The sequence below is a fragment of the Microbulbifer maximicatervae (SeqCode) genome (assembly GCF_052466985.1).
On the sequence record NZ_CP174298.1, the window covers coordinates 4,952,454 to 4,964,917 of the forward strand.

The window sequence follows — 12,464 nt, forward strand, 5'->3', positions numbered from 1 at the left end:
TTAATGGCGTCAATTATCCGAGGTGAAGTACTGCTGGGCATAGACTGATTGGTGGAGCTCGGTATTAATGTGAGAACTGGGTTCATATTTTGTGTGAGTCAGGTAGGAAGTATTATGGTTACAACGGTCATGGAGGCTGAGGCTCGTGAGGCGCCGGATAGGATTGCTGAACAGCTGCATTCCAATGCCAATATAATGTCTCATCTGGGTGAGCGACTGCGCCAGAAGCCTCCTCGTTTTGTGATGATTGTGGGGAGGGGGTCTTCTGATCATGCGGGCGTCTTTGCCAAGTATCTGATAGAGATTGAAACTGGTACCCCTACTTTTGCTGCCGCACCGTCGGTCTCCAGTGTTTATGGTCGCAAATTAAAGCTCGATGAGGCCCTGGTTATCGTCATTTCCCAGTCTGGGAGAAGCCCAGATATTCTGACTCAGGCCCGCATGGCGAGAGAGCAGGGGGCTTATACAGTCGCTTTGCTTAACGATGAAGATGCGCCGATTAAAGATGTGGTTGACCTGGTAATTCCCTTAAAGGCTGGCCCGGAAAAAGCGGTTGCAGCTACGAAAAGTTATCTGGCGACCCTATCTGCGATACTGCAGATGGTCGCCAATTGGACGCAGGATCCCGCTCTTTGTAATGCTCTGGAAAAGTTGCCGGAAACTTTGAGATCTGCGGTGCGGGCAGAAATTCAATTGCGTCCGGAAAACCTGGCCTCGGTACAAAATCTGGTAGTTTTGGGGCGGGGTCCCGGTTATGGGATTACCCGGGAACTGGCGCTGAAGTTAAAAGAAGTCTGCAATATTCATGCGGAGTCCTATTCCAGTGCGGAATTCTTGCACGGCCCCGTTACGCTGGTGGAAGGGAAATTGACAGTGGTGAATGTTCCAATCGAGGATGAGTCATTCCCCACACACAGCCAGCAGATCGATGAAATTCGTCGGCGTGGGGCGGCTCTGATTAATTTGCATGTGCCGAGTAAGGGGGTTCACCCGAGGGTGGCTCCACTGGCGCTGTTGCAGCGTTTTTATATCGATGTGGCCCACGTGGCGGTAAGTCGGGGGATTAATCCCGATGAGCCGGCGGGTTTAAAGAAAGTTACTCAGACAGTCTGAATAAAACAGAAAATAGTATTTGGGAGGGGGAAGTGGGGGTTATCCTGATTGCTGAAAAGCTATTTGATGGCGAGCGCATACTTGCAGATGTTGCTATCACCATTGGAGATAGCGGACTGATTTCCGCAGTGGGTGGGGGTGTCAGTTCGGATGCTGAGCGCTTACCGGGTTTGTTGGTGCCGGGCTTTATTGATATCCAGGTCAATGGTGGTGGTGGTGTACTGTTTAATCAGGAGCCCTCAGTTAATGCGCTTCAGAAAATAAGCGAAGCCCATAGTCAGTTTGGTACCAGTGCTTTCCTGCCCACCTTGATCACGGATAGCTTTGCAGTGATGCAGCGGGCAGCCGATGCGGTAAGTGGGGCCTTGTCCAGCGGTGTTCCGGGTGTGATTGGAGTACATTTTGAGGGGCCGCATTTAAGTGAGGCCAAAAAGGGTACCCATGAAGGAGGGTTTATCCGCTCTTTGAGTCATGAGGAGCTCTCCCTCTACGCCCGGGAAGACCTGGGAATCCGCTTGGTCACTCTGGCGCCAGAGTGTGTATCGGTATCCGATATCCGAAAGTTGGTTTCCCTGGGGGTTCATGTTTGTCTCGGCCATTCGAATGCGAGTGCTGAAGTTGTTGAAGCTGCATTGGATGCTGGAGCGACAGGATTTACCCACTTATACAATGCAATGTCCCCGCTTCATTCGCGTGAGCCGGGTATGGTGGGGGCAGCCCTGATCCGGGATGATGCCTGGTGTGGATTAATTGCCGATGGCCACCACGTCAGCACCGGCGCTATGGCGTTAGCTTTGAAGGCAAAACCTCGCGGTAAGTTGTTACTGGTAACCGATGCAATGTCGCTAGTGGGCAGTGATGCCACCAGTTTTCCCCTATTTGATCGAGTGGTTACACGAGAAGGGGATAAACTGACCTCCAGTACCGGAGAATTAGCGGGTTCTCACTTGGATATGATCGGCGCGGTTAAAAATATCCGCGACCGGTGTGGGATTGAGTTGCCGGAAGCGCTGCGCATGGCAAGTTTGTATCCGGCGCAGTTCCTTGGTCTGGGAGCAGGTGTAATCACTGAAGGGGCCCGAGCGGATATGGTTTTATTGGGTGAGGATCTGCAAGTGAATAGGACCTGGAGCCTGGGGCGTGAAATTTATCGACAAAATTAACTTTCCAGATCTCTCTTAAGCCGAAGGGGTTATTTGGGCGCGGGGCCAGTGGATTGTCGAATAATTAACTCGGGGGTGAAGCTACGGTATGTTTCACTCTCTTGCCCAGAACCATTGAGTTCTTTTGAACTTTTACACTGAATTTTCTCAAGCAGTAATTCTGCTGCCGAGCGGGCGATTTCCTGGTTGGGTTGGTGTGCGGTTGTAAGTTTGGGCCAGGTTTGTCGAGAAAATGGGCTGTCTTCAAATCCTGCGATAGAGACTTGCTCGGGAACATCAATCTTTAACATACGGGCGGCAAATAGAGCGCCCGCTGCGATTTCGTCATTAGCGGCAAATATTGCTGAGGGAGGTTTGTCGCTGTCGAGGATCTTTCTTGCATTGATCTCGCCCGATTCAAATGAATATTTCCCTTCAACAATCAAATGTCGGTCTACTGCTATTCCTGCATCTTCGAGTGCCTGGCTGTATCCATTTTGGCGCCCCAATGTGGAAAGGTGCTCCTCGCCTCCGCTTAAATAAGCGATACGCTTGTGCCCGAGTGAAAGTAGATGCTGGGTAATATTGTAGGCGGCCTGGCGGTCGTCAATCTGTATAGACTTTCCCTTTGCTTTCTCTGTATTGGTGGAGGATATAATTCGCACAAATTCCACATTCATGGATTGGAGCGTATCGATAAAAGAAGGTGACTCTGAAAAAGGGGGGGTCAGGACCAATCCGGCTACTTTGCCGTGCTCGACCAGTTTATTTAAGTCGCTGTGGATAACTGGAGATTTCGAATTGCAAGGATGGATAAGTAGCTCATACCCTTTTGCTCTGCAGGCTTCCAATATGCCGTTTTGCATATCGATAACGTAGTGGGCATTAGGGTTGTCATAAATAAATGCGATGGAATAGGAGTGTGTCCCCGCCAGATTCCGCGCTGCCAGACTGGGTGTGTAGTTCAGGCTTTTGACTGCGTCGAGCACTTTTTGCCGAGTGGCTGCGCGTACAGAGGGCTCATTATTGATCACCCTGGACACTGTTTTGATAGATACGCCGGCGCGCTCGGCAACATCGTTAATTGTGACTTTCATGCATCAACTAGTTCTATCTGAGCCTTGGCCTTACTGGCATCGACAAGTAAGTATTGCTGGAAGGTGGGATTTTAACAGTTATGAGCCTGCAATTAGCTTATGGGGTGCGCCTCCTTTCTTAATTTGTGGGTAATTTGTAGTTTTTTATCCCAATTCTTTGAGATTCCTAGACTTTATCATTTGCCTGTAAAAATCCTACACCTAAGTAAGGCCAATCTTTCACTTTGTGACTGAATGAAGGCATTAAGTTTCCCGGTATTAAAGAAAATGATGGCTTTTACGCCAAATACTTCCTATATGCCTGTCTCCCCTGGTCAACATCTTCAATCACTATTTGAAGCCTCTTGAAAATTTTTGTAGTTTTACTACATAATGCGCATCAATAAGATTGAGTGGCTACAGATTGGGTGAATTACTCAAGCCGGGCGTCCAAAGTCTCTACCACCTCAGTGGGGAGGAGGTTCCGGCATTGTTGGATCACTAACATTCAGCTCTAAGAGCGGGAAGAGGTTCGGAAGTGAGATTTCTACCCGATAACAGGATTTCCCATGAGTCTCCATAAGCAGTCTTGCCGTGGGCTGAAAGGTTGTCCGCTGGAATGATTGGGTTTCCAGCGATCTGATAAAAGCAACTTTGTTCCTCCTGCTTCAGATTTACGATTGGGCAATAGGACATTGATGGCACTACAACCAAAGGGTTGCAGTGGGAGCCATTCCGCCGAAAGGCGCTCCACGGAAAGATAATCACAGGTGGCTGATGCCACTGAAATGTGACCCTGGTGGTTTTTGTAACTAGAGACCACCTCAACAGAGTTATTACGGAATAGTCATGGTTCACAGCAAGCTTCAGACCGTTACCGAACGCATCATTAAGCGCAGCGAAGAAACTCGTGCAGAGTATCTGGCGCAGGTTGAGAAAGCGCATATTGAAGGGCGGGCAGCGGCACATGTGTCTTGCGGAAACTTGGCCCACGCAATAGCTGCATCTCCGGAAGGTGATAAGCAGTTGATCGCCTCTGGGCGGGGGCCGAACCTGGGTATCGTCAACGCATACAACGATATGTTGTCCGCTCACCAGCCCTATGGTGCCTACCCTGCTCAATTGAAAGAGGCAGCTGCGCGCAATGGCGCAACGGCCCAGGTTGCCGGTGGCGTACCGGCAATGTGCGATGGGGTGACTCAAGGGCGTGCAGGGATGGAACTCAGCCTGTTTTCGCGAGATGTGATTGCCATGTCCACAGCAATCGCGCTTTCGCATGATGTTTTCGAAGGAGCCATATTCCTGGGTATCTGCGACAAAATTGTCCCCGGCCTGGTTATTGGTGCTCTTTCTTTTGGCCACTTGCCTTCAATTTTTGTACCTGCGGGTCCAATGCCCACTGGCCTGTCCAATGCGGAAAAAGTCCGGGTTCGCCAGCTCTATGCTGAAGGCAAAGTAGGGCGCTCTGAACTATTGGAAGCCGAGAGTGCTTCCTACCACAGTGCCGGCACCTGCACCTTTTACGGCACTGCCAACAGTAACCAGATGCTGGTAGAAATTATGGGGCTGCAATTGCCCGGCAGTTCCTTCGTAAACCCCGGTACTGATTTGCGCTCGGCATTAAATGAAGCTGCTGTGGCGCAATTGGTAAAAATTACTGAACCTAGCCAGCACACTTCGGTAGCTAAAATTCTCACTGAAAAAGCATTCGTCAACGGAGTGGTGGGATTGCTCGCTACCGGCGGATCCACAAACCACACATTGCACCTTATTGCGATGGCGCGTGCAGCAGGTATTCAGTTGACTTGGCAGGATATGGCAGACCTCTCTGAAGTGGTGCCGCTGCTTTGTCATGTCTACCCGAACGGCACTGCGGATATTAACCACTTTGCCGCAGCCGGGGGTATGCAGTTCCTGATTCGCGAACTCCGCTCCGCTGGCCTTTTACACGATGATGTTCACACAGTACTCGGTAATTCCGGTCTCGAACCCTACTGTGAAGACCCCTTCCTCAACAGTGATGCTGGCGGCGGTGTGGTTTGGAAACCCACTCCAGAAGAGAGCGGTGATACGACGGTCATTCGTCCAGCCACAGACCCTTTCTCCCAGCATGGTGGTTTGCAGTTGCTCGAAGGAAACCTGGGACGCAGTGTAATCAAAGTCTCTGCGGTTAAATCTGAGCACCTCAAAGTGAAGGCTCCGGCCATTGTTCTGGATAACCAGGACGACCTGCTCAAGCGATTCAAAGCCGGTGAGCTAGAGCGTGACTTTGTCGCTGTAGTGAGATTCCAGGGGCCTCGCGCCAATGGTATGCCGGAACTGCACAAGCTGACACCGACTCTGGGCGTACTGCAGGATCGTGGTTTTAAAGTGGCGCTAGTTACAGACGGGCGCATGTCCGGTGCATCCGGAAAAGTACCGGCTGCTATTCATATGTCACCGGAAGCCGTAGAGGGCGGCGCGATTGCCAAGGTGCAAGAGGGTGACATGATTGAGCTGGATTCAGAGGCTGGCGTCCTGCGCGTACTGGTAGACGAAGCTGAATTTAATGCTCGCGAACCGGCTCAGTGTGATCTGTCGGCAAGTGCCCGTGGAACCGGCCGTGAACTATTCGCTAATATGCGCGGGCTTGCCAGCGGTGCAGAGACCGGTGCAAGTATTCTTTATTGATTATTGCGGAGCCAGTAAGGCTCCGAGACAAGAACGATCTCAGAGCAAAATTTATGATTAACCCTTTTGATATGGTGTTATTTGGTGGAGGCGGAGACCTTGCACTGCGCAAGTTACTACCGGCGCTTTACCGAGCATTTAGAGAGGGCAGCTTGGTTGAGGGCTGTCGCATCCTTCCGGTGTGTCGCCGCCAGTCAGATGTTGATCAATATATCGATACAGCCCACCAGGCACTGCAAAAATATCTCCGTGAGGGTGAGTACAGTGCTTCGAGCTGGGACCAATTTAGCCATTTACTTTGTCCGATCGCACTGGATATCGCCGTACCGGATAGCCAGTGGGATCACCTGGCAGAAATTCTCGGTTCTGACTCAGAGCGGGTTCGTATTTTCTATTTGGCAATACCGCCCGCGGTATTTGGCCCCTGTTGTGAAAACCTCTCCGTAAAAGGCCTTATTACTGGAAATTCCAGAGTCGTAGTGGAAAAGCCATTGGGCTATAACGCTCAAACCTCTGATGAAATCAACAGTAAAATTGCCAGTTACTTCCCGGAAGATAGTATCTTCCGTATCGATCACTACCTGGGTAAAGAAACTGTCCAAAACCTTCTTGCACTGCGTTTTAGCAATGTATTGTTTGAGCATCTTTGGGATGCAAAAACCATTGATCATATCCAGATCAGTATTTCAGAAACCGTAGGCCTGGAAGGGCGCGCGGGTTTTTATGATGAAACTGGTGCTATGCGGGATATGGTGCAAAACCATCTGCTGCAACTGCTGTGCCTTATCGCCATGGAATCTCCCAACAGTATGTCGGCGAAGAATATCCGTGCAGAAAAAATTAAGGTACTTGAGGCTTTGCGCCCGCTTATCGGTAATTTGGTCGATAAAAACGTTGTGCGTGGCCAGTATATAGCTGGGCAAATCAATGGCAGTGATGTTCCTGGTTATCTCGATGAACTCGACAGTGGAACCAGTTCAACCGAAACCTTCGTTGCCATTCGAGCGCATATCGATAGTTGGCGTTGGGCAGGGGTGCCGTTTTACTTGCGTACTGGCAAACGCATGGAAAAGCGTTGTGCCGAAATTGTAGTGCAATACAAAAATATTTCTCATCATGTATACGATGAGTCAGCCGGAAAGATTGTTCCCAACCGTTTGGTTATTCGCTTACAGCCAGAAGAAAGTATCAAACTGGTTTTGATGGCGAAGAAAATGGACAGTCTCACCACCGAGTTGCAACCGGCTGAATTGAATTTAACCCTTTCTGATACTTACGACAGCTTCCGCAGCGACGCTTATAAACGCCTGATGTTGGATGCTGCAGCAAATAATCCCGCGCTTTTTATCCACCGTGACGAAGTTGCTGCTGCCTGGGCGTGGGTGGATCCAATTATTGAGCATTGGCGCGAAACGGCTAATCAGCCGCAGCCCTATCCTGCAGGTAGCTGGGGGCCAGAAGAGGCAGAAAAACTGCTGTCACGCAGTGATCGTCATTGGTTTAACGCGCAGTAATAATTTGGAAAGCCGGCGCAGCTATTAATTTTACCGCGCCGGTTTCCACTAAGAGAAATGGAAGAATCCATGGCTGAAGAAAAATTTTTCCAAGATCGCGAGCGCCTGGTGCAGGCTCTAGCCCACGATTGTGCTTGCGAACTGCAAAAAGGTATTAAAGAAAATAATCACGCAAGTTTCCTGGTATCTGGCGGCAGTACGCCGGAATCAGTATATCGCGAGCTATCCAAACGCCCGCTTCCGTGGTCGCAAATTACAGCGGCTCTCGTTGATGAGCGCTGGGTAGAAAAAACCGAAAGCGGTAGTAACGCAGCTTTTATTGAGAAGTCGCTTTTACAGAAGTTTGGCGCCGAAGCCAATTTCCTGGGTATGAAAAACTCACATGCAACAGCCGCTGAAGGTGAAGAAGCCTGTGAGCGCGCATATAGCGAGTTGCAGAAACCGTTTGATGTTTGTCTGCTGGGTATGGGCAGTGACGGCCACACCGCATCACTATTCCCCCATGCACAGGGCTTACAGGATGCACTAAATCCTGATTCACAAGAATTGTGCAAGGCAATTACTGCTAATCAGAGTGAAGTTACCGGCTCCAATACCGAGCGTATGACTTTGACCCTGAGTGCAATTTTGCAAGCGCGCAATATCAAGTTGTTGATCACTGGTGAAGAGAAGCTAAAAGTTTACCGCGAGGCGTTGCTCGGCAGTGATGAGTTGGAAATGCCGGTGCGCAGTATTCTTAAGCAGGGGCTGAAACCAGTCACTGTTTACTGGGCGCCTTAACGAGAGATTTGGAATTAACTGATGCAGAAAAATATCGCCGAGATTTTGCAGGTAGCTGGCGTTGTCCCAGTACTGGTTGTAGATAAAGTTGAAGATGCCCTCCCTCTTGCCGGCGCTTTGATTGAAGGTGGCCTGAAAGTACTTGAGGTAACCCTGCGCACTGAGGCAGCCCTGGAAGTTGTTGAACAAATTGCAAAACACCTGCCGGAAGCCCATGTGGGAACTGGCACGGTGCTCAATGGTGATGATCTGCGTCGCTCTATCGAAGCCGGCGCCAGCTTTATGGTGAGCCCCGGCGCAACCGACCGCTTACTGGATGCTGCTGAAGGCAGTGAAGTACCGCTGCTGCCTGGTGCTGCCAGTGTTTCAGAAGTGATGCGCCTCTACGAGCGTGGTTATCGCTACCAGAAATTTTTCCCAGCCCAGGCGGCAGGGGGAGTGCCAATGCTGAAATCCATTGGCGGTCCGCTACAGGACGTTCGCTTTTGTCCCACCGGTGGTATAGGGCCTCAAAATGCCCCGGACTTTCTGGCTCTGAACAATGTGGTCTGTGTCGGTGGTTCCTGGATGGCGAGCAGCACTCTGGTTCGTGAAAAGAACTGGGCAGAGATTACTCGTCTGGCAAAACAAGCTGCGGAATTGAAATAACACACACTCGGTATGGTGCACTCGCAAGCGGGTGCCACTTGAAAAACCAGAAGCATATAAAGAGGGTAAAGCGAGATGAAAATTAAAATTGCCATTAATGGTTACGGTCGTATCGGTAGAAATGTCACCCGAGCTATCTATGAATCAGGCTACAGCGATCGTGTTCAATTGGTCGCGATTAATGATCTCGCTCCGGTAGCTTCTAATGCTCACCTTACTCGCTTCGATACTATTCACGGTCGCTTTGGTACAGACGTCAAAGTCGATGGTGATTCTCTGGTTATTGGTGGTGATCGAGTTCAGGTTTGCCAGGAGCGCGACCCTTCCAAATTGCCTTGGAAGCAATTGGGTGTGGATTTAGTCCTGGAGTGTACTGGCCGCTTTACCGATCGCGCTTCCGCTTCTGCCCATATTGAAGCCGGTGCCGCTGCAGTGCTGATTTCTGCACCCTCAAAAGATGCGGATCTCACAGTTGTTTACGGTGTAAACGACAGCAATCTCACTGCGGATCACCGTGTGGTATCCAATGCATCCTGCACTACCAACTGTCTGGCACCTGTAGCTCAAGCACTGCATCGTGAATTGGGTATTGAGCGCGGCTTTATGACCACCGTGCACGCCTATACCAATGACCAGAATACCCAAGATGCGGTGCACGCAGATATTTATCGTGCCCGTGCGGCGGCGGATAATATGATCCCTACCAAAACAGGTGCGGCTGCAGCGGTTGGTTTGGTATTGCCTGAGTTAAAAGGTCGCCTCGATGGTATGGCCGTCCGTGTACCGGTAAGCAATGTGTCTCTAGTGGACTGCCAGTTTATTGCCGGCCGTGACACCACCGCCGAAGAAGTTAACCGCATTATGCAGGAAGCTGCTCAGGCCAGTGGTGGTGTACTGACTTACTGCGATCAGCCCTTGGTATCTGTGGACTTCAATCACACCAGTGCCTCCAGTCACTTTGATGCGAATCACACCCGTGTGAATGGTAACTTGGTGAAGGTCATGGCCTGGTACGATAACGAGTGGGGCTTCTCCCACCGTATGTTGGATACCAGTCTGGCAATGGCTGAGTCACTTCAGTTGAAGCAGCCTGTTGCTGAATCCGCCTGATCCCCCCTCATTTACCATATTTTGGTAATTCAATTACTGAGGGCCATTAAATGGACATAGAATTCCTGTTTGATAGCCCTCTGAACCTCCTTCTCAAATTATTAGATGACGGGATCTTATGATTCGCCATACAAAAATCGTAGCAACCTTAGGCCCGGGTACGGACAAGCCTCGCGTAATCGATGAAATGATTCGCGCTGGGGTGAACGTTGTACGTCTGAACTTTTCTCACGGATCGGCGGAGGATCACCGACGCCGCGTTACAGAGGTGCGCAATGCCGCCGAAGCGCAGGGAAAAATTGTTGCGGTTTTGGGGGACTTGCAGGGTCCCAAAATCCGCATTGCCCGTTTTGCCAAGGGCAGTGTACAGCTTGAAAACAATGACGAATTTACCCTCGACCTGGATTGCCCGGTTGAAGGGGGAGATGAGCACCGCGTTGGAGTAGATTATCCAAGCCTGATCAGCGACTGCCAGTCCGGCAATATCCTGCTGTTGGATGACGGCAAGATTCGTCTCGAAGTAACCGGCACTACGCCAAGCAAGCTCTATTGCCGGGTTTTACAAGGCGGTAAGCTGTCGAATAACAAGGGCATCAACTTATTGGGCGGCGGCCTGTCTGCACCGGCACTGACAGAAAAAGACTACCGGGATATCAAGCTGGCAGCAGATCTCGAAGTGGATTTCCTCGCAGTCAGTTTCCCGCGTTGTGCGGAAGACCTGGATACTGCTCGCAAAGCCATGGCAGAGGCTGGTAGCCAAGCAGCGATTGTCGCCAAAGTTGAAAGGGCCGAGGCTGTTGCCGATGATGAGCAAATGGACAGCCTAATCCTGGCTTCTGATGCGATTATGGTAGCTAGAGGTGACCTGGGGGTAGAGATCGGTGATCCCGCTCTGGTCGGGGTGCAGAAAAAACTGATCAACCGCGCAAATGCTCTCAATCGCGCCGTAATCACTGCAACACAAATGATGGAGTCGATGATTACCAGCCCGACTCCTACCCGTGCCGAGGTGATGGATGTTGCCAATGCGGTGCTGGACGGTACCGATGCAGTTATGCTGTCGGCGGAAACAGCTGCAGGCGATTACCCGGTTGCCGCTGTGGAATCTATGAGTGAAGTGATTATCGGCGCTGAACAGTATTTGGGCAGTGTTCCCTACACTGCAGAGGACCACGGTTCTTCAGCTTTAATCGATACTGTAATTGCCCAGGCGGCGATTGATGTTGCAACGCGCGTGGAGAATCTCTGTGCTGTAGCCGCACTGACCGAGTCTGGCCGCACACCGAGAATGATGTCCCGTGCAAATACTCGCTTGCCGATCTATGCACTAACCCGGCACCCTAAGATCGCTCGCCAGCTGATGCTGTTACGGGGAGTAGAGACAGTGAGCTTTGATCCGGCTTCAGTTCCCCTGGGACATTTAACCGAAGCGGTTATCGAGGTATTAAGCTCTAGAATCGATTTGCAGAAAGGGCAGCGGGTACTGATTACCCAGGGGGAACGCCTCAATATGGGTGGGCACACCAACTCCATGCGGATCAAAGAGATCGAATAGGCTTTCTGAAAAAAGGCCCAGGCACCTGATAATGAGGTTACTGGGCCTACTTCAACCCATACGCGCTTTATTTGCAGTTAACGCTATTTTCCAGCTATTCATGTTTGCTGATTTTCCCCTATCCCTCAGCCTGTAACTGAATTGTTTTGTGATAAGTGTCACAAATTTAAAAATTCAATTTCACGGTCTGCCAAACGTTATCTAATTAGATGCTTTTATCAATAACGGAATATTGATGCTCGCTGTTGGGAAATTATCCAATTACTGTAATTAATTGGACAATAATTGTTCATATAAATTGTATTGCGGGATATTTTTCTAATACGCAGGTACTATATTTATTTGATTATTAAAAATTAATCGATGATAGTTTTAGTCTAATTCTTCATTACTGAAGTTTTGATCACTGTTCCCGAAAGCTTCGCGACTCAGCTTAACACTTGCTATCTACCGTATTTACCTAATTTGCGGTAACCTCGCGAAGTAGATCTCAGCCCTATGTTTTATTCGGCGCCACCTGGATTCTTAACCTCTTTAGATTGACAAGGAAGATAAGAATCTAATCGTTAGTATTCTTCTAGCACGGTAGCCCTTAAGCTCCCTTTTTTGGATAGAGAATGTTCTTCTCAGCGGCTTCGTTGTGTAATGGCGTGGTATTGGCTGGTCTTTCAATTTCGATTTTAATCGACGCCGACAAAGCCCGGAGGAATTTTCAGTTGAAGTCACGCTGGTTTCAGCTTAAGGGCATTTTGTTCGAAAAATAGACGGAATCGAAAGCTTACCGGAGTTCTTTGGGGGTTCCCTAATGTTCGCGGGTGAGAGTTAACTGAATTAGGTCCCCACTAGGTCCAGATAG

Annotated in this window: 9 protein-coding genes; 8 read left to right on the forward strand and 1 reads right to left on the reverse strand. The window is 50.0% G+C overall.

The window, feature by feature from the left end; genetic code table 11:
- Positions 1 to 114 precede the first annotated feature (114 nt).
- Both nagB-II and nagA read left to right on the forward strand, forming a co-directional pair.
- Complete coding sequence (gene nagB-II / locus ACJJI3_RS21715) at positions 115 to 1,113, forward strand: glucosamine-6-phosphate deaminase NagB-II (RefSeq protein WP_413663100.1); 999 nt, start codon at positions 115 to 117, stop codon at positions 1,111 to 1,113.
- A 32-nt stretch (positions 1,114 to 1,145) separates the two neighbouring features.
- A complete protein-coding gene (gene nagA / locus ACJJI3_RS21720) occupies positions 1,146 to 2,276 on the forward strand; it encodes an N-acetylglucosamine-6-phosphate deacetylase (RefSeq protein ID WP_444940906.1) in 1,131 nt (376 codons plus the stop codon).
- A 29-nt stretch (positions 2,277 to 2,305) separates the two neighbouring features.
- Here the strand turns inward: nagA and ACJJI3_RS21725 are convergent, their stop codons facing one another.
- Positions 2,306 to 3,352 (reverse strand): LacI family DNA-binding transcriptional regulator, encoded by a 1,047-nt coding sequence (locus tag ACJJI3_RS21725; protein WP_444940907.1) that lies wholly within the window; start codon positions 3,350 to 3,352, stop codon positions 2,306 to 2,308.
- An 828-nt stretch (positions 3,353 to 4,180) separates the two neighbouring features.
- On the opposite strand from ACJJI3_RS21725, the gene edd reads away from it, so the two are divergent.
- From edd to pyk, 6 genes are all read left to right on the forward strand, one after another.
- Entirely contained in the window at positions 4,181 to 6,001 is a 1,821-nt protein-coding gene (edd, locus tag ACJJI3_RS21730) for a phosphogluconate dehydratase (RefSeq protein ID WP_444940908.1), read from the forward strand.
- A 53-nt stretch (positions 6,002 to 6,054) separates the two neighbouring features.
- Entirely contained in the window at positions 6,055 to 7,515 is a 1,461-nt protein-coding gene (zwf, locus tag ACJJI3_RS21735) for a glucose-6-phosphate dehydrogenase (RefSeq protein ID WP_444940909.1), read from the forward strand.
- Positions 7,516 to 7,584: 69 nt separating this feature from the next.
- Entirely contained in the window at positions 7,585 to 8,295 is a 711-nt protein-coding gene (gene pgl / locus ACJJI3_RS21740) for a 6-phosphogluconolactonase (RefSeq protein WP_444940910.1), read from the forward strand.
- 21 nt (positions 8,296 to 8,316) lie between these two features.
- Positions 8,317 to 8,943 (forward strand): bifunctional 4-hydroxy-2-oxoglutarate aldolase/2-dehydro-3-deoxy-phosphogluconate aldolase, encoded by a 627-nt coding sequence (locus tag ACJJI3_RS21745; RefSeq protein ID WP_444940911.1) that lies wholly within the window; start codon positions 8,317 to 8,319, stop codon positions 8,941 to 8,943.
- A 75-nt stretch (positions 8,944 to 9,018) separates the two neighbouring features.
- Positions 9,019 to 10,053 (forward strand): type I glyceraldehyde-3-phosphate dehydrogenase, encoded by a 1,035-nt coding sequence (gene gap / locus ACJJI3_RS21750; protein WP_444915692.1) that lies wholly within the window; start codon positions 9,019 to 9,021, stop codon positions 10,051 to 10,053.
- A 118-nt stretch (positions 10,054 to 10,171) separates the two neighbouring features.
- Entirely contained in the window at positions 10,172 to 11,608 is a 1,437-nt protein-coding gene (gene pyk, locus ACJJI3_RS21755) for a pyruvate kinase (protein ID WP_444907446.1), read from the forward strand.
- Positions 11,609 to 12,464: the final 856 nt, after the last annotated feature.

Coding starts and splice junctions, on each gene's coding strand:
- nagB-II (WP_413663100.1), top strand. CDS start 115: ATGGTTACAACGGTCATGGAGGCTGAGGCTCGTGAGGCGCCGGATAGG.
- ACJJI3_RS21725 (WP_444940907.1), bottom strand. CDS start 3,352: ATGAAAGTCACAATTAACGATGTTGCCGAGCGCGCCGGCGTATCTATC.
- edd (WP_444940908.1), top strand. CDS start 4,181: ATGGTTCACAGCAAGCTTCAGACCGTTACCGAACGCATCATTAAGCGC.
- zwf (WP_444940909.1), top strand. CDS start 6,055: ATGATTAACCCTTTTGATATGGTGTTATTTGGTGGAGGCGGAGACCTT.
- pgl (WP_444940910.1), top strand. CDS start 7,585: ATGGCTGAAGAAAAATTTTTCCAAGATCGCGAGCGCCTGGTGCAGGCT.
- ACJJI3_RS21745 (WP_444940911.1), top strand. CDS start 8,317: ATGCAGAAAAATATCGCCGAGATTTTGCAGGTAGCTGGCGTTGTCCCA.
- gap (WP_444915692.1), top strand. CDS start 9,019: ATGAAAATTAAAATTGCCATTAATGGTTACGGTCGTATCGGTAGAAAT.
- pyk (WP_444907446.1), top strand. CDS start 10,172: ATGATTCGCCATACAAAAATCGTAGCAACCTTAGGCCCGGGTACGGAC.